Source organism: Chitinophaga rupis (assembly GCF_900109685.1).
GTDB lineage: Bacteria > Bacteroidota > Bacteroidia > Chitinophagales > Chitinophagaceae > Chitinophaga > Chitinophaga rupis.
In genome coordinates this window covers 555,157-573,474 of the sequence record NZ_FOBB01000004.1, presented here as the reverse complement: position 1 = coordinate 573,474, position 18,318 = coordinate 555,157, and the positions used below count along the sequence as shown (strand labels likewise).

Here is an 18,318-nt window from a genome sequence, read left to right as displayed (position 1 = left end):
CGCTAAGAGATAGGTAATAATAATTAATTAACTTAATAATGCAAATTATTCAGTCTTTCACTCTGGAAATTTTATATTATTTTCGACTAAATGAGTACCGCATTTCCTAATGCCTAAACCGTTGTATACCAATTTATTTCCCATACTATTATGAGATACACGCTTATTTTACTGACCGCAATATTTTTTATTTCCTGTAACTGGGCAAAACAGAAGGCCAAAAATACCGTGAATAAAACCGGAGAGATCGTTGCCAAAACCGGCGCTGAATTTGCCGACGGAGTTGCAAAGGGAGTTGAGAAAACATTTAAGAACGAAGTAATAATTTCCCAGGAGCTTAAGAATAGCGGTTTAAGTTCAGGAAAGATTATTATTAATAGTTCAGATAGTACAGTTGACAATATATTAACCGCCTATTTGATCTTTGATAAAACCATTGATAAAAACATTACTGTAAAAGTATTTAACCAGGACGGACAGGAATATGGCCGGGTAAGACAAGCGGTAAAGGGCGAAAAAGGAGAAGCAAAATATATTGACTTTGTCTTTGACAAAAGAACAAACATTGATGGTAAAGGGAAAGTAACCTTTGAATAAACATCTTAAACCATATGGAACAGCACTTCCTCTTAGACGATACCACTTTTGAAGCACAATTTGCAGCCTGCAAATTATCCCCCGGTATGTTTACTCACGAAGCCCACATCCGGCTTGCCTGGATCCACGTGAAGAAATATGGTGTTGAGCAGGCCATACAGAATATCTGCAGTCAGTTAGTGGCCTTTGTAGATTCGGTTGGCGCACGGGATAAATACAACAAAACCCTGACCATAGCAGCTATCAAAGCCGTAAAACACTTTATAGATAAAGAACCGGTTAATAATTTCCCTGATTTTATCACCAGGTTCCCAAGGTTGAAATACAACTTCAAAGAGCTGCTGGCTTTTCACTATAAGGTGGATATTTACAATTCTCCGCAGGCAAAGCAGGAGTTTTTAGAACCTGATCTGTTGCCGTTTACATAAAAGTAGCCGCTCGAATTTTAAAAGAATATGAAAGATCCTCATACGCTGCATATCAGCACCATTACCAGTGATTGGTTAGATAAAGACCTGTTAATGCTGCACGCCTGCTTTCAGCTTTTAACGGATTGTGTGGAAAAAGAAAACCTGTTTGAAAGCCGCGACTGGACATATGACAGCGAACATATGAATGCAAAAACAGAGATCGAAGAGCTGTATAATTGGTGGAAATACAGATCACAAAAGGAGATTAACAGAGAAATTGACCCTATCTGGACAGACAACCAATATGAGTTTGACAACGGAATGTTAATACGCCTGATCAAAGTAAGGCAATACTTATGGACTTAATTAAACTGATAATTTTTAAATGCCAATACGCTTTCACATCTCCATTCTTATAATTGCCTTTTATTCAGCAAGCGCTTTCTTTTATGCAGTAACCATTTAAACAAGGGAAAAGGCGCAAATGCCCTGCATTACGATACCACAACCACAACAATCATCCCATTTAATCCGGAATACAATTACCCTTTTGATAGCGCTACATACAAACGGGTGACGCTTACACAGGAAGATCTAAGAAATATTGACAGCTTATTATCAGCATGTGTAGCTGACTTTAATAATTCACTAGACCCTAACTATAAGCATTGGACAATAGACCTGAATATTGAACATACACATGCAGGTATTCGGCTAATATTTAACTTCGGGAATGTAGAAAAATTATCCCTACCCATTCACCGCTTTTGCGCCCATCACATCCGCTTCATGCTCTAATCCCGGGTCATCATTCACGGGCACACTTTCTTTCATTTGCATGGTAGGCTGCACACGTCCCTGCCGTTGCTGCACCACATGCCACGCCTCATGCGGTAAATGTTTTTCCTGGCCCGGGCCTACGTGAATATCATTGCCCTGTGCATAGGCCAGCGCGCTTAGCTGGGCTGGTTTGCTGGAGTTATAATGTACCTTTACATCAGACATATCCATACCGGAAAGGTTTTCCACACCGGATTTCAGGCTGTCGGGCATACCGGTATTATTGGCTTGCAGCTGTGTGGTGAATTTTCCCTGCACGGGTTTTTCCTCTTCCGGCAAAGGAGCTCTTTGTAAAACGAATTTGCCTTGCATCGGTAATTTTTTCTCTTCCTCTTCCGGCTGCAGCTGGGCTGGAAATTTGCCCTGTACTAATTCGTCCATATTAGCCGCATTTCTTTGTAAGGGTGCACCAGTAGAAGGTACAGCTGTTTGCTCGTCAGCAGCCGAACGGGAGCTGGAATAGGATTGATCTGAGGAGGAATATGTGAACATAGTTATAGAGGGTTTACCGGTAATAGTATAAATGTAGCAAAAATATCCGGTATGCGATATTTATAGCTAACAGGTTTAAAAATAGGGTTAGAAAGCCTGCTATAGCCAACATCTTCTCCACATGATGCCCGCATCAAGTCCACCTTATGTCCACCATTTACTTTATTTCAACCCGTGTGAACCTTTAGTGTTACCCGCCTGTTATTAGGGAAAATACTACGATGGCTATAGTAACAGGCGCTATTCACATGGAAGGCAGGGTGGGAGGATTGATCTTCTACCGCAGGGGCAATAAGACCTGCTGCCGCAGTATGCCCAATTACCGGCCCGACAGCCAGAGTGCGGCCAGCCGGCAAAGTGCAGGCGAATTTGGCAAAGCCAGTAAGGCCGCTAAGCTGATCCGCCATGCAATGAACGGCTTATGGCCTTTGCCGCATGACGGTACGCTGGTGAACCGTCTTAATAAAACATTGTACAGCGCCCTGTTAAAAGATGCTGTACACCCGCGCGGGCAGCGCACCCTTGCACCTGCTGCGTTGCAGCAAACGCTTACGGGCTTCCGTTTTAATTAAAAGGCCAGCCTGCCTTTCCAGGCAAATATTACCCGCCCGTCTGCAGCCCGTGTACACGTTTCACTGCCCAACAAATGGAATGAGCTGCTCAAACATCCCCGTTTTGCCACACATATACAGGTGCAGGTAGCAGCATTATCAGTGGACCTTGAAGCAGGTATTTGCCATAAAACCGCTGTAGCTGTGGCTTGCACGCCGTTGCAGGAAGGCGTGTTACCGGTGCTGGAGCTGGCGCATAAAAAGAACGCTACCACCATCATGGTGCTGCAGATACGTTACTTAAATGAAGGCGGTAACGGCCAGGTGTACACTTCCGCAGACCTTTCCTGCATGCAATCAGGGGTGATAGGGGTGCTCCTCCCGGAAAAACAGCCGCAAAAGGTGTTGGCAATCTCCCCGGCTGCCCCGCAGCCTTTTACACAATCGCATAGTACCCGCTCCCAAAGCAGGAAACGTAAACAATTGGTAACCACGCTGCCGGCGCATCCGTCATAGGGAAAATAGGGGTATGCCTGCTAATAGCAGCTACTGGAAAGGGATACGGCTGGAAAGAATTAACGATAATACTATTTTGAGGAATAGTAATGTCCTCCTTTTTTTGTTAGTTTTAGCTAACAGAATAATCAGGAACAAAAGACCATTATTGTTAAACGTACACTAACCGTTTCACCTGAAAAACCAGCCACCTATGAACAGGTATACTATTACCATTAATTGTGAATTGCTGAATGAAACCGGCATCCTGGTAGCCCGCACTCTCAAAACCATCGTAAATGCACTACCCAGGGTTACAGACAAATACATGTTTATAGCCAGCCAGCACTTCAAGCCCATCGTAGTTCAGCTCAAAAAAGTCATTGACCTGGATACCGGCATGCCCGTATTCATTTGCAGCGCTGAAGAGGTAGACGACACTGAAGGCATCAAAGAGGTCATTGACCATGCCGCCTTTGCAATGGATTGAATCCTGCACCCATACCATTGACTGGCGCCAGCCCATTCGCCTATCCGGCTATTGCCTGTCCGCCTGTATAGATATGTTGCATACCCGTGCAACTTACCTTCGCAGCAGGTCCAAGCGACGGACCTTTCCCGGCGTCATGCGCTTGATACCGTTCCATAGCACTCCTGTGCTGATACGCCCTTCAACGCATCATGTATGCACGTACAGGCGGGTACAGTCCGGAGTTGGACCTGCAAGAAGAAGTCCTCTAAAACAACGGGCACCATAAGAATCGGCATTGCCTTAGCCTGGGTACAGTCCGGAGCTGGACCTGCAAGAAGAAGTCCTCTACAACAGCAAACCGAGAATCGGCATTGTCTTAGCCTGGGTACAGTCCGAAGAAGGAACACTAATCCAGCAAACACCAAGAATCGGCATTGTCTTTGTTATAACATACTAGAATCTTCCTGTATAACTAAAATTCACAGTATGAAAGCATTGCTATTTTTGCCACTGTTAGTGATGAGCGTATGGATCACTGGCTGTACCAAGAAGTACGAGTATGTTACCCCCAACCAAACCATTCAAACCGATATCGCTGCTAGTGATTGGAAGCTGCTTAACGATGGAAAAAGTTATGGGGTAACCATTAGCATGCCCGAAATAACAGACCGGGTGAACCAGGAGTTTGGAATAGTGGTATCCGTATCCGGCGATGGCGGTACTTTTGAAGCTATTCCTGAGGTATATGCCGGTTATAGCTATTCTTATACGCATACCGTCGGCAGCCTTACCATCGAATCACAGGCCGTAAGCGGTACCGCCGGTACCCCGCCTCCGGCTGTCACCGTAAAGATTGTGCTGGTAGAATCACAACCATAATTTTACCGGTTTAATTAAAAATATAGCGGCTGTATCAGATATGATACGGCCGTTTCGTTTTGTAACCTCTTTTTTATAAACCTACCCGTTTATGTAGGTGGTTGGTGTTATAAATCTTCTTAAATTAGCTACACTTTTATTGCGACCGTTAAAAAGATGCACATTGTAAGATTTAACCATTCCACAGAATATGAAATGCCAAAACAATTGAAACGTTATTAGTCTATTCGCTCTGTCTGATACAAAAGCATCCTTTTAGCAGCCCCGTTTAAATTATTTAATATCATGGAAAATTCATTTAATCGCAGCGCTGTGCGTTTAATATCCGCGTTGCTGCTGGCCCTCACCAGCCCCTGCCTTGCCAATGCCCAGGGTACCAACAACCACCGCGTTCTAACGCATGCCAATTGGACCAATGAGCTGAACCTGCAGATCCCTTATGAGCAATTCAGCATCTGCGCGGGCGACAACGCCGTGCTGATGGCCACCTCTGGCCATGTTTTTCCCGAAACACTGTGGTACGATGCTCCTAAAGGAGGCAGGTTATTACACACCGGCAGCACCTTTAAGGTGAATCCTACAGAAACCACCGTGTATTATGCCGCTTCAGAGCTGTATACGGAAGAACGGGGCCGCGATGCCATTACTGTTACCGTTAGCAACTGCCAGCGCCGCCAGGCCATTGGTGATGATGTGGGTTATGTAGATGTACCCGCCAAAGCCGTAAAGCTGCAATTAACCGCCAACACAGAAACCGGCGAGCTGTTATTGCAAGGCAGGGAGAACTGGGATGGCAGCCTGCTCACCGTACAAAACAGCCAGGGCAAAGAAATGCAGCGGGAAGTGCTGAAAGGCGAACGTTTCCGTTTATCCGGCCGGTATACAGATGGGGTGTACATTGTGAATGTAACCACACCGGAAGGCAAAACGCTGATCGGGAAGCTAAGGTTGTATCAATAAGTAATTGCTATAATAAAGATCAAGGGTTCATCCTCTGTGCACAGAAGATGAACCCTTGTATATTTAAGAATGCAGTTATGGAACAACTACTTATTTACCCATGCAGGCTGCCGTACTAAGCAAGCATTGTCCGGGAGCAGAATTATAATTCAATGTACCCAAAAGCACAATTTAATATCGCAGAAAGTATATTAATTATTAATCGTTAATTATTAATTCCTAACCTGCTCCTCTTCTTTTATCCGCCACTCATTATCATAAAACCCCGCCGTCTTAATCGCTTCAATCCCGCCTTTCATCAGCTCTGCGTTAAAGATCATATAATCCGGGAACCCGCTGCCGCCCGCAAAATACTGGTTTGCTTCCGCGGCATGCAGCCCTGTTATGCCTGTGCCGCTGATCACGGCAATACTGGCGGTTTTACTATCCTCCCGCGGCCATACAAAATAGGCCGCCAGCGCGTCGCCGGTGTACTGTTGGCTTCCCACCTGCAGCTGCCCACGGTTCACTTGGATAGGGCAGTTTTTCAGTAAAGCGTTCCATGCTTTATTACTGCCTGCATGGCCGTATAGAACAATGCCCTGGTCAGGGTAGGCCGCAGCCTTAAAATCTTTATCAGCCACCAGGTCCACGGCGCCGTTGCCGCGATAGTACCAGGTTTCTGCATCATAGCGGGCTTTATTATACGCCCACTCATTTTCTGCAGCATTGCCGCTGGTGCCGTACACAAATACCATGTGGTGATTAAAGGCTTCTTTCAGGGTGCCATTTCGTTGCGGGCCTTTTTCCGTAGCAGCAGGCAACACGCCTACCGCCCATTGTGCCTGTTTATGTAAATAAATTACGGTGTCTGATTTCGTGATCGTTAGCGGAGTGCCATCCAGCGTGATCGTAATAGTACCCGCAGGCATATCTTTCAGGTCTAACGCTAACGTAGCTACGTTATCAGTAGTACCGGTTATGCTGCGGTGGTCTTCACTGCGGTGCAGCTGTATACGGCTGTATTCCAGCGAATGCTGTTGCTGCAAAATATGCGCCCAGCGCATGCCGGAGGATATGGCCGGGTTGGCCGTAGTGAAATCAATATGCTGCCAGCTGCTGTCAGGCAAAATGGTGTGCCATTGCAGGAACTGGAACAGCGGCGGCCAGTCCACGCACTTATCGCCGTACCAGTGCTCGCCGCCCGGGTACTCATAATAGCTGAAGTCAGCATGAAAACCGGACAGCACACGTTTCATCTGCCGTGCATATTCAACAGAAACTACTTTATCGCTGTCACCATGTAATATATACACACCGGCCGCTTTGTAATTGTTTGCCAGCTTTAGCACATTACTGGGGTTGCTGGCCCGCAGCAAGATCTTTTCCGTATTGTTTTTCGGGGAGTCGGGTATCAGCCCGTCGGCAGATCCGTAACCTGTTAAGGTTGGGTAACCCGAACAAGGCGCCACGGCCGCCCATTTGCCGGGATAGGTTGCGCCCAGGTACCAGCTGCCATGCCCGCCCATAGAGTGGCCGGTAAGGTATATTTTAGCCGGGTCAGGGGAGAAGGTTTGCTTCGCAATATCCAGCACTTCCAGCGCATCCAGCCGGCCCCAGTCTTCCCAGTTAAAGCCGCGCGGGCGGCGGTTGGTAGGCGCTACCAGCACACCCCAGTCTTTTTGCTTGTAAGCGCGGGCCTGGTTTATGGACTGTACTTCCGCACCATGCACGGAAAGGAACAGGGCAGGGGCGCTGCCGGTGCTGCCTTCCTGCGGCGATACGCTGTAGTATTGTACGCTGCCGTCTATCTGGCTCACAAAGGTGCTGGTATAATGGTCGCCGGGGTTCACTACCTGCAGGGTGATGTTCTGCTGATCTATATTTCGTTTATTGCTACCCGTTAGTGTCAGTGCGCAGGAGGCGGTGCCTTTCTGCTGCAGCTGGCTGGCATCCATTTTAAAGCCTACTTTGCGAGTGGTCATGGGCGCAATGTCCGGCAGGGTAGTTACCACTTCTTTACCCTGGATGCCGGAAGTTATTTGTAATCCTTTCAGGGCTTGTTTGCTGGTGTTAATAACCACTACTGCGCCCCATAGCTCCGTATTGGCTTTACCGCTTACTATAAACGGCAGGGTGGAGTCGGCGGTGCTCAGGTACACCGGTTTAACCGGGAATAGCAGCTGCGCCTGTATGCCTTGCCGCCCAAAGCTGCGGGCCGTGCGCACATAAAATTCGTTCAGCCCTTTCTTCAGCTGCACGGGCGTATACATCCAGCCATAGCGGTAAATATCGCCGGCATGCGGTTCCCCGTTCACATACACCATCTGGTGCCCGGAAATATTCAGCACGGCTGTTTGTGCCGCAGGCGCATTATATGTAAGGTAGAGGTATCCGTTATTAATAAGGCGGCCTTTGAACATACCAGCGCTGTCGGCCTCAATAGGTTGCCAGCTGCCCGGCGTGTTATCCAAACCAGGTACGCTGCCACCGGCTGCCGGTGTGCTGAGCTGCCCGGTGTATAACAGGTAGGCCAGCTGGTCGGTGAACAGCGCCTGCCGCCCGTATTGATGACTGGGGCCGCTGATCAGCCCCCTGGTAAAAGTGTAACGGTCCTGGGCATACGATAAAGTACATACCAGGAAAAAAATCCATAGTAATAGGGTCCTTCTTATCATAAATTCAACGGTTTATCCGTTCAAAATAGGCAATAGGCCGTTTATTTAACAATAATTGGGGAAAACGGTCATTTCCAGGGTTGAACGCACTGCCGTCCCGCACCCAACTTTAGTGTTATCCCGGAATTGGAAGGACATACTTATCAACGCAAAGCACATTTGCAAATATTTTAATTTAAGTTTTTGTTATAAAGTGATCAGAATTGTCACTATTTTATGATGTAAAAAGAGGGAACAATGCTTTGGGGGAAGCGGGACTGCTTTTACAACCAAATGCCGACATGAACACATTAGATGCAGTATTAGTAGAACGGTTACACGAAAATGAAGTAGCCGCGTTTGATACCCTGTACTGGAAGTATCACGAAGTAGTTTATCGCAACATTCTGAAGCTCGTGAAAGAGACAGTAGTTGCAGAAGACATTTTACAAGAGGTTTTTATAAAGCTGTGGGAAAAAAGACAAGAGATCAGGGCATCGCAGTCAGTAGCAGGCTGGTTGTTTGTGATCAGTTTTAATCTGTCTGTGAATTACAGCCGCAAGAAGCTGCGTGAACAAACCTTTCACCAGAAGCTCCTGGCCCTTGCTCCGGGCGAAGAATCCGGAACAGACCGTAAAGCCCTGCAGGAAGTGCAATACCATTTACTGGAGCAGGCCATTGCAGAACTATCGCCCCAGCGCCGCCGTATTGTAACCCTTTGTAAGCTGGAAGGTAAAACCTATGAGGAGGTAGCCAATGAGCTTAATATTTCCCGTAACACCGTCAAAGAACACCTATCCGCAGCCATGGTTAAACTCAACGACTACATCCAGAAGAACGCAGAACACAGGTATGTGCTGTTATTCCTTCTCTTCCTGAACCGCGACTGGTGAAGGTCTGCACATCAGGAACACCCTGTTTCGTATTATTCTAAATAATATATGAAATTTTTGGAAGGAACACCCACCCTTTTTTTACACTTCATTGTATTTAAATTAAACAACCGACAGCGTGCACAATAGGAAGGAATATCTCAGGCATTTATTACATACAGAGGAATGGACGATTGCTGAGAAAGAATGGATGCTGCAGTATTTGGATGAGAACGATCTTTCAGAGCTTGAAGCATTAGCCGCAGAAGAATTCAATACTGACCTGGAGACTGTAAAACATACACTCGACAGGAAAGTTGCAGAAGATCTTTTAGAGCGCATTCACCGGGATATGGATATACCCGCGCCACACCTTTCACAACCAAAAAGGAATACGGCCAGGATCTATACACGATGGGCAGCAGCGGCAGCAGCCATTTTGCTAGTAGCAGGTATTGGTTTTTATACCCTTACCCGCCAGTCTGTTAAACCACAGGTGGTAGCAACAAATCAGGAACGTAAAACAATAAAGCTGCCGGATGGATCGCTGGTATCGCTGGAACCCGGTTCCACACTGGAATATCCGGAAAGCTTTAGTGAAGATACGCGGGAGGTAAGCTTAAAAGGAGAAGCGTATTTTGAGGTAGCGCATAATGATAAACAACCCTTTGTTATTCATTCCTCTCTCATAAATACTACGGTGCTGGCCACCACTTTTAATATAGAAGCCAGGGATGCCGGTGCCGCAAGGGTAGTAGTAGTAAGCGGACGCGTACAGGTACAGGCAAAAGGCCAAACCGCAGGGAGGGATCAGGCAATGATCATTACCGCCAACAAAAGTGCAGTATACAGCAAAGCAACCGACCAGCTGCAAATGCTGGATGCTGAAGACGATGCCCGCTTTTATGCGCAAAAACGCTCCGGTAAGTTCATGTATAAAGGCGTAACGCTGGATAAAGTGGTCAGTGACCTGGAACGGTATTATAATACCACCATCATTACCCACGAAAAGATCCGTCATTGTGTATTTAACGGAGATTTTAGTACAACCGATGATATAGATAAAGCGCTTACCTTGATTGCGATCTCTTTAAATGCGAACATACGTAAGGACAGTAGTGTCAACAGCTACACAATAACCGGTGGCAGCTGTTTATAAGAAAGTTACAGCAAATAACACAGTAGAAGAAACCTAGTTGAATTGAAAACCAAACTAATCGCCAGTATGAAGAGTTCCCTATTGTCAGACCCGGGGTAACCATTAAAAGACAAGGTTAATCCAAACAGAAGAACCCTGTTTTGCAGAGAATCTATTGTTGTCTGGTTCCTGAACGAACCGGAATGGGCTTTCTTTGCCCGGTAACCAGCCATAGTGGCATAATAGAAGTAATACAGAGAATTAGAGTCAACCAAAAAAACTAATCAAATGATGGAGCTGTTACGACAACCGCAACCCGGTTAGTCCAACTTATTTTTTACAAGGTTAATAATCCGTAAAAACGTTACGCTGTTTTACAGCCGTTAAACTATTGCCTGGACTTTCAGAAGTCCGGGACGGAGATCCTATTTCCTTAACGGTACAAGTGTTCTGAACAACCAACGGAACGCTAATGGAGAAGGTATGCCCTGCCAGCTGTACTCAATACTAATATACAATAAAGTGAAACATGCGCATTAAAAAGACGCTCTACTTAAAATTATCACTGGTACTCCTGCTCCTGCTGGGCGTGATGAAAAGCCCCGCAGCAGGCGTAAAGAGCGCGCAAAATGCGCTCGACAAAAAGATCACGATCGAATTAAAAGATGTAGTGCTGAAAGATGCATTGGAAAGGATTGCAGACCTGGCCTCCATATCCTTTGTATATGTGAATACCGAAGCGCTGGAAGCCAACCGCGTAAACCTGCACGCACACGATGAAAAAGTAGGTACATTGCTGGATAAGCTGCTTACGCCGTACGCACTTTCTTACTCCGTAGTATATGACCGCGTCGTTATCCGTAAAAGCGACCGGAAAGCAATACGCCCCGAAGGAACCTTATCCATCAGGGCCATTACCACCCCGCAGCAGAAACAAACCATTGATGTAAAAGGCGTGGTAACCTCTGAAAAGAAAGAGCCGCTGGTAGGTATTTCCATCGGGGTAAAAGGTACCTCCCGCGGTACCATGACCAATGAAAAAGGTGAGTTTGAATTTAAACGCATCAGCAGCGATGCCATCCTGGTGTTCAGCGGCACCGGCTATAAGCTGGAGGAACTTAATCTGGCCACCTACAAAGGCGGAACACTGGCCATACAATTAACGGAAAAGCCTACACGCTTAAATGAAGTAGTGGTAACCGGCTTTCAGAATATAGATAAGAACAAATTCTCCGGCGCCGCCACCCGCCTGAAAATGGAAGATGCCAAGATGGACGGGATGGTGGATGTAAGCCGTATGCTGGAAGGCCGCGTTGCCGGGGTGGCCATCCAGAACGTGTCCGGTACATTTGGCACTGCGCCTAAAGTACGCGTACGCGGCGCAACCTCAATTAACGGGGATAACAAACCCCTGTGGGTAGTAGATGGTGTGGTGCTGGAAGATGTGGTGAACATATCCAATGATCAGCTGTCCAGCGGTGACCCTACCACCTTGCTGGGCTCCGCCGTTGCAGGCCTTAACTCCAATGATATTGAAAGCTTCGACATCCTGAAAGATGCCGCCGCTACGGCGTTATATGGCGCGCGCGCCATGAACGGCGTAGTGGTGATCACCACCAAAAAAGGACGTGTAGGCAAACCCGTAGTAACCTACACGGGCAACTTCAGCACACAGCTGAAACCTACCTACAGCAATTTTAATATCATGAACTCCGCACAGCAAATGTCTGTGCTGGGTGAGCTGGAACGCAAAGGCATCCTTAGCTCCAACATCCTTTCCCGGGGCGATGTTGGCGTGTTCGGCAAAATGTACGAGCGCCTGAACGGGGACGATGCCGGCAACATTCCGCTGGAAAATACCCCGGAAGCCCTGCGCGCCTTTTTAATGCGCTACGGCAAAACCAACACCGATTGGTTTGACCTCCTGTTCCGGAACAACTTTATACAGGAACACTCCATCAGCATCTCCAGCGGTACGGAAAAATCGCAGTCCTATTTCTCCACCAGCTATTACAGTGATAACGGCTGGACTATTGGGGATAAGGTCACCCGGTATACCATGAACTACCGCAATAACTATAAATTTTCTGACCGGCTTTCAGCCGGTTTCTCCACCTTAGGTTCTGTACGCCAGCAACGTGCTCCCGGTGCATTGTCACGCACCAGCAACCCGGTAGAAGGGCAGTATGACCGTGAGTTTGATATTAACCCTTTCAGCTATTCCCTGAATACCAGCCGTACCTTAACTGCCTATGATGAGCAGGGCAACCTGGAATATTTCAGAAGGAACTTTGCCCCCTTCAACATCATTAACGAGCTGCAGAACAACTACCTGAGCCTGAACATGATCGATCTGCGCCTGCAGGGCGATCTGGCCTTTAAGCTCAATGATCACCTGCGTTATGAGTTCGTAGGTGCGTTACGGTATGTAAAGTCATCCCGTGAGCACCAGATCACGGAAAATGCCAACATGGCCAATGCCTACCGCGCTAACGGCAATGCCACCATTGCAGCCAGCAACAAATTCCTGTACCGCGATCCGGATAATCCGGACGGTCAGCCTATTGTAGTGCTGCCCTATGGCGGCTTTTACAACCGTTCGGAAGATCAGCTGGTGAACTACGATTTCCGCAACAGCTTAACGTACACCAATACATTTTCAGATAAGCATAACGTGAATGTGCTGGTAGGCCAGCAGGTGAAGTATGCCGACCGTCAGGCATCATCCAACACCGGTTACGGCTACCAGTACAACAACGGAGGTGTACCCTTCATTGACTACCGTATCCTGAAACAAACCATAGAAGGAAATTTTCCTTATTACGGCATGAGCAAAGACTATGACCGCTTTGCGGCTTTTTATGCAACCGGTACTTATGCCTATGATGGTAAATATAACCTCACAGGCACGGCAAGGTACGATGGGTCTAACCGCCTTGGGCAGTCCCGCAAGGCGCGTTGGTTACCTACTTGGAGCGTGGCAGGCTCATGGAATGTGGACAGGGAAGCTTTTATGCAAAGGGTAAACGTGGTTGACTACCTGACGCTGAGAGCCAGTTACGGCCTGACGGCCAGTATGGGGCCTGCCACCAACTCCAATATCGTATACCAAACCGTTAACACCAACCGTCCGCATTTGAACGAAGTGGAATCCGTGATCGCTTTATCGCACCTGCAGAACGATGATCTTACCTGGGAGAAATTATACACCACCAACCTGGGGCTGGATGCAGGTTTATTTGACAGGCGTTTATCCGTGAACCTGGACCTCTACACCCGCCGCAGCTTTGACCTCATCAGCATTATCAAAACCTCCGGTATAGGCGGCGAAACAATGAAGGCCGCTAACTACGCAGATATGAGCTCCAAAGGTGTGGAGCTGATGGTAGGAGGGGAGATCATCCGCCGCAAAGACTGGGGCTGGCGTACCAACGTGACCTTCGGTTACAACACCAACAAGATCACCAATGCGAAGAACATACCCTCCATTTTTGACCTGGTAGTAGCAGAAGGCGGCAATAAGGAAGGGTATCCCGTGCGCAGCTTATTCTCCCTGCAATACAACGGCCTGAATAGCAATACCGGCGTGCCCACCTTCGTGAATGAGCATGGCGAAAATAAATCAGATGTATACCTGCAGGACCTGAACACGCAATACCTCGTATATGCGGGCCCGGTAGATCCGCCGGTGAACGGTGGTTTCTCCAACACCTTCCATTATAAAGCGCTTTCCCTGAATATATTTTTCACGTACCAGTGGGGTAACAAGATCCGCCTGTACCCGGCCTTTAAATCCACCTACACTGACCTGGATGCCATGCCCAGGGAATTTTATGACCGTTGGGTAATGCCCGGCGATCAGAAGGCCACACAGGTGCCCTCCATTGCAGATGCTTTTGAGCAGCTGGTGTTCAGCGGCTCTCACCCTTACAATAACTACAACTATTCAACAGAAAGAATAGCTAAAGGTGATTTCATCCGCTTAAAAACAGTATCGCTCACCTACCAGATGCCGCAGCCGCTGATCAAGCGCATTGGCTTAAGCAATGCCGCCATCACTGCCGCTGCCATCAATCCCTGGCTCATTTATGCAGATAAGAAGCTGAAAGGGCAGGACCCGGAATTCTTTAACTCCGGCGGGGTGGCGCAGCCTATACAAAAACAATTTACGCTTTCATTAAAAGTCGGAATATAAAAAGAGGACAAGATGATAAAACAACGTATAATCTTATCTGTGATAGCCGGCCTGCTAATGTTCACCAGCTGCAGGAAATACCTGGAGCAGGTGCCGGACAGCACGTGGACGGACCTCAGCACACCTGAAAAGGTAACACGCCTGTTAGGTACCGCCTATCCGAAATCCAGCTACATCACTTTTTGCGAAGCCATGTCGGACAATGTAGCCGACAAGGGCGTGGGGCAAACAGAACGGGTGAATGAAGATCCCTTCTTTTTCCAGGATGTACGCAACGATAAGGAAGATTCGCCGGAAGCATACTGGATGGCCTGTTATAAAGCCATTGCCGCCACTAACCTGGCGCTGGAAGCCTGCGATAAAGCCGGCAATACAGAAGCCTACCGCCGCCAGCGTGGCGAGGCTTTGGTAGCCCGCGCCTATGCCCACTTTATGCTGGTAACCTTCTTCTCTAAATTTTATGATGCTGCTACAGCCGCTTCCGACCCGGGCATACCTTATGTAACGGTGCCGGAAACCGTAGTGACTAAACAATATGAGCGTAAGACGGTGGCCTACGTCTATGAGATGATAGAAAAAGACCTGCTGGAAGGTTTGCCCCTTATCAGCGATGATGCCTATACAGTTCCACGTTATCACTTCAACCGGGCTGCCGCTTACGCTTTTGCCACCCGCTTTTACCTGTTTAAGAAAGATTATGAAAAGGTGCTGAGCTACGCCAACCAGGTATTTCCCAATAACAACTTTGGGCCTAACCTGCGGCCCTGGAACACTACCTACGCCAGCATGTCGCCGGAGCAGCTGTGGAACCAGTATACCCTGGCCACGGAAAATGCTAACCTGCTGCTGGCAGAAACCGCATCCATTTACGGCCGTTACGGCGCCCGTTACCGTTATGGGCTTGACTATGCGCATGAGATCAATATACTTACCTACAATGTAACCGGCGGCCGCTATATATACCCCGTATACTACTACGGCAACCAGGACTACTTTGTACCTAAGCTCAGCGAATATTTTGTAAAAGCATCTGTGAACGCAGAAATAGGCGACCCCTATGTAATGACGCCTTTGTTCACCACAGAGGAAGTGCTGTTCAACCGGGCAGAAGCCAATGTTTATCTGGGAAACAACAATGCCGTGCTGCAGGATCTGAACCTGTTTGCCAGCAAAAGGATCAGCCAGTACAATTCCTCCGCCCACATACTCACCGTTAACAAGATCAGGAACTACTATGGCATCAGTGATGTAAAGACCGCGCTGATCCAGACCATTCTTGATTTCAAGCGGGCAGAGTTCATACAGGAAGGCATGCGCTGGTTTGATCTGCAGCGCTACAAAATGCCGGTAACGCATTATACCGTCACCGGGCAAACGCTGGTGCTTACTGCAGATGATAAACGCCGTGTGCTGCAGATCCCGCAATCTGCCACCAGCTCCGGTATTGCATTAAATCCAAGGTAAACGTGTGCCACACATAAACGCATAAAGAATGAAATCAATAAAAATACTCGCGCTCTTCGCCTCCATCGCTTTCCTGGCAGCCTGCTCCAAGAAAGATGACCTGAGTACCATAGACGATATACCCGGCCTGGGTGGCGATACCTGGGTAAAAGGCCCGCTGGATCAATGGTTGTATGATACGATCACCAAACCTTACAACATTGCCGTAAAGTATAAATGGGACCAGTTTGAGTTTGAGCTGAACAAAACCCTGGTGCCGCCCAAGGAAGAAAAGGTGATACCCGTAATGTCGGCCATTAAGAAAGTATGGATAGATACCTACATGGATGAAGCAGGAGAGATCTTCTTCAAAAAATACAGCCCTAAGTTCTTCATCCTCTCCGGCAGCGCCAGCTGGAATGAGAACGGCACTATAACACTCGGCACCGCAGAAGGCGGCCGTAAAGTGGTGTTATACCTGCTGAATGATTTCCGCACCAAAGGCATGCCCGGTTATGTACCCCGCGATTCCGCCACAGTAAAACAAATGTTCCATGTAATAGAGCATGAGTTCGGGCACATCCTGCACCAGACCACTATGTACCCGCAGGAGTTCAGGCGCATTACAGCCGGTTTATATACCGGTAACTGGAACAATATTTCCGACTACGATGCCCGCCGGGACGGATTTGTAACCGCTTATGCCATGTCGGCCTACGATGAGGATTTTGTGGAAATGATCTCCACCATGCTGGTAGAAGGTAATGCAGGTTTTACAAAGATCGTGAACAGCATTCCGCCCGGTGTTAGCATTAACGGCATTCCGCAGGAAGAAGCCCAGGCCCGCCTGCGTAAAAAGGAAGCAATGGTAGTAGACTACTTTAAAGCAGTATGGAAAATAGATTTCTACAGCCTGCAAACCAAAACCCGGAAAGCCATTGACCAGCTGTTGTACTAAGGCACACATAAACCAAGCATTATGAAACAATATTTATTATATCTCTTCCTGATCATCGCCACCTTCACCGCCTGTAAAAAGGAGGACGATCCCGTTTTCCCAAAATCACCGGATGAAAGGCTTAACGATACGCTTAATAAATACCAGCAAACCTTAACCGGCGCGCCTTACGGCTGGAAAGTGCTGATCTACCCGGCTGGCATACCGCACAGTGTATTCAGCTTTTACTGCCGGTTTAATGATTCCAACCGCGTAGCCATGTTCTCTGACTTTGACGCTACCTCTTCTATCACGTTAAAGGAAAGCAGCTACCGTTTAAAAGCATTACAGCAGCCCAGCTTATTATTTGATACCTACTCTTACATCCATGTGCTCAGTGATCCGGATGGCGGTGTAAATGGCGGCGCATATGGCCAGGGCTTAGGCTCTGATTTTGAGTTTGCGCTGAATGGTATGTCCGGTGATACCGTATTATTAACCGGCCGCTTTAATAAAAGCAAAGCCTATCTCATAAAAGCTACCCAGCAGGAACAGCAGGATTATTACAACCTTAAACGGAACCGTGCTTTTGAGAACATCACCAGATTCCTCACCTACTTTAAACGCATCAGCGTTGGCAGCACCCAGTATGAGATAAAGGTGAATATCTACGCGCATACCATCACCTTCACCTGGAAAGATGCCAATGGCGTGCTGCAAAGCGTGGAAGTAGGTTTTTACTACACGGCCACCGGCATTGCATTCTCACCTGCATTTACAGATGGCGTTAATACCATTACCGGCCTGGAAAATATTGTATGGAACGAGAGCACACAAACGCTGAAAGGTACTGACTTTACTATTGCCGGTTTTGCCAAACCACTGGTAATAGACAGCACCGCTGCACGCCGCTGGTGGCAGCAGGGCCTGGACCAGGAATACTGGATTAGCCCGGATGGTTTCCATGACAATGGGGTAGATGATGCGTACCAGATCACGCAGCTGCCCGACTTTTATTTTATGGGCTACTGGCCGGCTTTTTCCGGTATTAATGGAACTCCTGACTTCCAGGGCATCGTAACCCTGCCGCCCGGTGCTACACAGTCGCAGCTCAGCTACGGCCTCGCTTTTAGCAAACCCGCTTTTGCTGCTGACGGCCGCGTCAATTTCACATTTTTAGACGCCTATGGCAATCTTCCGGAAGATCCCACACCCCTGGTGAGCACCCTCCGCAAGATGACGGATGCCGCCGGCTTTTACCTGGTACAAACAGGCCCAAAAGCCTACGATATGGTAAGTGCAAAGGATGGTAAGGCCTGGATAAGCTGGTTTCGTTAACAAACAACTATTCCATATAACCCTCAAACTTATAAGCATTATCAACCTGAATCATCTTGAGAA

Annotated in this window: 16 protein-coding genes; 14 read left to right on the top strand and 2 right to left on the bottom strand. The window is 47.8% G+C overall.

What is annotated here, in order from left to right; translation table 11 throughout:
* The first annotated feature begins 228 nt into the window (after positions 1 to 228).
* From BMZ54_RS19130 to BMZ54_RS19120, 3 genes are read left to right on the top strand one after another with little or no spacing between them, the layout of a single operon-like run.
* Positions 229 to 597, top strand: a complete 369-nt coding sequence (locus BMZ54_RS19130; RefSeq protein ID WP_143081070.1) for a hypothetical protein — start codon at positions 229 to 231, stop codon at positions 595 to 597.
* 14 nt (positions 598 to 611) lie between these two features.
* Positions 612 to 1,025, top strand: coding sequence for a hypothetical protein (locus BMZ54_RS19125; RefSeq protein WP_089915514.1), 414 nt, complete (start codon positions 612 to 614; stop codon positions 1,023 to 1,025).
* A 27-nt stretch (positions 1,026 to 1,052) separates the two neighbouring features.
* The gene (locus tag BMZ54_RS19120; RefSeq protein WP_089915511.1) at positions 1,053 to 1,373 is read left to right on the top strand and encodes a hypothetical protein; all 321 of its coding nucleotides are present in this window, start codon (positions 1,053 to 1,055) and stop codon (positions 1,371 to 1,373) included.
* Positions 1,374 to 1,757: 384 nt separating this feature from the next.
* On the opposite strand, the gene BMZ54_RS19115 is transcribed toward BMZ54_RS19120, so the two are convergent.
* Positions 1,758 to 2,339: an eCIS core domain-containing protein gene (locus BMZ54_RS19115; protein ID WP_202909292.1), complete on the bottom strand. Its 582-nt coding sequence runs from the start codon at positions 2,337 to 2,339 to the stop codon at positions 1,758 to 1,760.
* Between the two features lie 221 nt (positions 2,340 to 2,560).
* Here BMZ54_RS19115 and BMZ54_RS19110 point away from each other — a divergent pair, with 221 nt between their 5' ends.
* The 5 genes from BMZ54_RS19110 to BMZ54_RS19090 all read left to right on the top strand — a co-directional run bounded on the left by BMZ54_RS19110 (position 2,561) and on the right by BMZ54_RS19090 (position 5,696).
* The gene (locus BMZ54_RS19110; RefSeq protein ID WP_089915509.1) at positions 2,561 to 2,911 is read left to right on the top strand and encodes a hypothetical protein; all 351 of its coding nucleotides are present in this window, start codon (positions 2,561 to 2,563) and stop codon (positions 2,909 to 2,911) included.
* A 120-nt stretch (positions 2,912 to 3,031) separates the two neighbouring features.
* Complete coding sequence (locus BMZ54_RS19105; RefSeq protein ID WP_089915506.1) at positions 3,032 to 3,406, top strand: hypothetical protein; 375 nt, start codon at positions 3,032 to 3,034, stop codon at positions 3,404 to 3,406.
* Between the two features lie 193 nt (positions 3,407 to 3,599).
* Positions 3,600 to 3,875 (top strand): DUF5952 family protein, encoded by a 276-nt coding sequence (locus BMZ54_RS19100; RefSeq protein ID WP_089915503.1) that lies wholly within the window; start codon positions 3,600 to 3,602, stop codon positions 3,873 to 3,875.
* A 468-nt stretch (positions 3,876 to 4,343) separates the two neighbouring features.
* On the top strand, positions 4,344 to 4,736 hold the full coding sequence (locus tag BMZ54_RS19095; RefSeq protein ID WP_089915500.1) for a hypothetical protein: 393 nt from the start codon (positions 4,344 to 4,346) through the stop codon (positions 4,734 to 4,736).
* Positions 4,737 to 5,021: 285 nt separating this feature from the next.
* Positions 5,022 to 5,696, top strand: a complete 675-nt coding sequence (locus BMZ54_RS19090; protein ID WP_089915497.1) for an immunoglobulin domain-containing protein — start codon at positions 5,022 to 5,024, stop codon at positions 5,694 to 5,696.
* A 212-nt stretch (positions 5,697 to 5,908) separates the two neighbouring features.
* Here BMZ54_RS19090 and BMZ54_RS19085 read toward each other — a convergent pair whose 3' ends face one another.
* Complete coding sequence (locus BMZ54_RS19085; protein WP_089915494.1) at positions 5,909 to 8,353, bottom strand: carboxylesterase family protein; 2,445 nt, start codon at positions 8,351 to 8,353, stop codon at positions 5,909 to 5,911.
* A gap of 281 nt (positions 8,354 to 8,634) precedes the next feature.
* Here BMZ54_RS19085 and BMZ54_RS19080 point away from each other — a divergent pair, with 281 nt between their 5' ends.
* The 6 genes from BMZ54_RS19080 (at position 8,635) to BMZ54_RS19055 (ending at position 18,255) form a co-directional block, all read left to right on the top strand.
* On the top strand, positions 8,635 to 9,225 hold the full coding sequence (locus BMZ54_RS19080) for an RNA polymerase sigma factor (protein ID WP_089915491.1): 591 nt from the start codon (positions 8,635 to 8,637) through the stop codon (positions 9,223 to 9,225).
* 118 nt (positions 9,226 to 9,343) lie between these two features.
* Positions 9,344 to 10,363, top strand: coding sequence for a FecR family protein (locus BMZ54_RS19075; protein ID WP_143081069.1), 1,020 nt, complete (start codon positions 9,344 to 9,346; stop codon positions 10,361 to 10,363).
* A gap of 508 nt (positions 10,364 to 10,871) precedes the next feature.
* A complete protein-coding gene (locus BMZ54_RS19070; RefSeq protein WP_089915484.1) occupies positions 10,872 to 14,537 on the top strand; it encodes a SusC/RagA family TonB-linked outer membrane protein in 3,666 nt (1,221 codons plus the stop codon).
* A gap of 12 nt (positions 14,538 to 14,549) precedes the next feature.
* Entirely contained in the window at positions 14,550 to 16,001 is a 1,452-nt protein-coding gene (locus tag BMZ54_RS19065) for a RagB/SusD family nutrient uptake outer membrane protein (RefSeq protein ID WP_089915480.1), read from the top strand.
* Between the two features lie 28 nt (positions 16,002 to 16,029).
* Entirely contained in the window at positions 16,030 to 16,938 is a 909-nt protein-coding gene (locus tag BMZ54_RS19060) for a zinc-binding metallopeptidase (protein WP_089915476.1), read from the top strand.
* A 21-nt stretch (positions 16,939 to 16,959) separates the two neighbouring features.
* Positions 16,960 to 18,255, top strand: a complete 1,296-nt coding sequence (locus BMZ54_RS19055; RefSeq protein ID WP_089915473.1) for a DUF4302 domain-containing protein — start codon at positions 16,960 to 16,962, stop codon at positions 18,253 to 18,255.
* Positions 18,256 to 18,318 lie beyond the last annotated feature (63 nt).

Bases quoted from the DNA above. Each gene is read 5' to 3' on its own strand.
- BMZ54_RS19125 (WP_089915514.1), top strand. From the start codon at position 612: ATGGAACAGCACTTCCTCTTAGACGATACCACTTTTGAAGCACAATTT.
- BMZ54_RS19120 (WP_089915511.1), top strand. From the start codon at position 1,053: ATGAAAGATCCTCATACGCTGCATATCAGCACCATTACCAGTGATTGG.
- BMZ54_RS19115 (WP_202909292.1), bottom strand. From the start codon at position 2,339: ATGTTCACATATTCCTCCTCAGATCAATCCTATTCCAGCTCCCGTTCG.
- BMZ54_RS19110 (WP_089915509.1), top strand. From the start codon at position 2,561: ATGGCTATAGTAACAGGCGCTATTCACATGGAAGGCAGGGTGGGAGGA.
- BMZ54_RS19100 (WP_089915503.1), top strand. From the start codon at position 3,600: ATGAACAGGTATACTATTACCATTAATTGTGAATTGCTGAATGAAACC.
- BMZ54_RS19095 (WP_089915500.1), top strand. From the start codon at position 4,344: ATGAAAGCATTGCTATTTTTGCCACTGTTAGTGATGAGCGTATGGATC.
- BMZ54_RS19090 (WP_089915497.1), top strand. From the start codon at position 5,022: ATGGAAAATTCATTTAATCGCAGCGCTGTGCGTTTAATATCCGCGTTG.
- BMZ54_RS19085 (WP_089915494.1), bottom strand. From the start codon at position 8,353: ATGATAAGAAGGACCCTATTACTATGGATTTTTTTCCTGGTATGTACT.
- BMZ54_RS19080 (WP_089915491.1), top strand. From the start codon at position 8,635: ATGAACACATTAGATGCAGTATTAGTAGAACGGTTACACGAAAATGAA.
- BMZ54_RS19070 (WP_089915484.1), top strand. From the start codon at position 10,872: ATGCGCATTAAAAAGACGCTCTACTTAAAATTATCACTGGTACTCCTG.
- BMZ54_RS19065 (WP_089915480.1), top strand. From the start codon at position 14,550: ATGATAAAACAACGTATAATCTTATCTGTGATAGCCGGCCTGCTAATG.
- BMZ54_RS19060 (WP_089915476.1), top strand. From the start codon at position 16,030: ATGAAATCAATAAAAATACTCGCGCTCTTCGCCTCCATCGCTTTCCTG.
- BMZ54_RS19055 (WP_089915473.1), top strand. From the start codon at position 16,960: ATGAAACAATATTTATTATATCTCTTCCTGATCATCGCCACCTTCACC.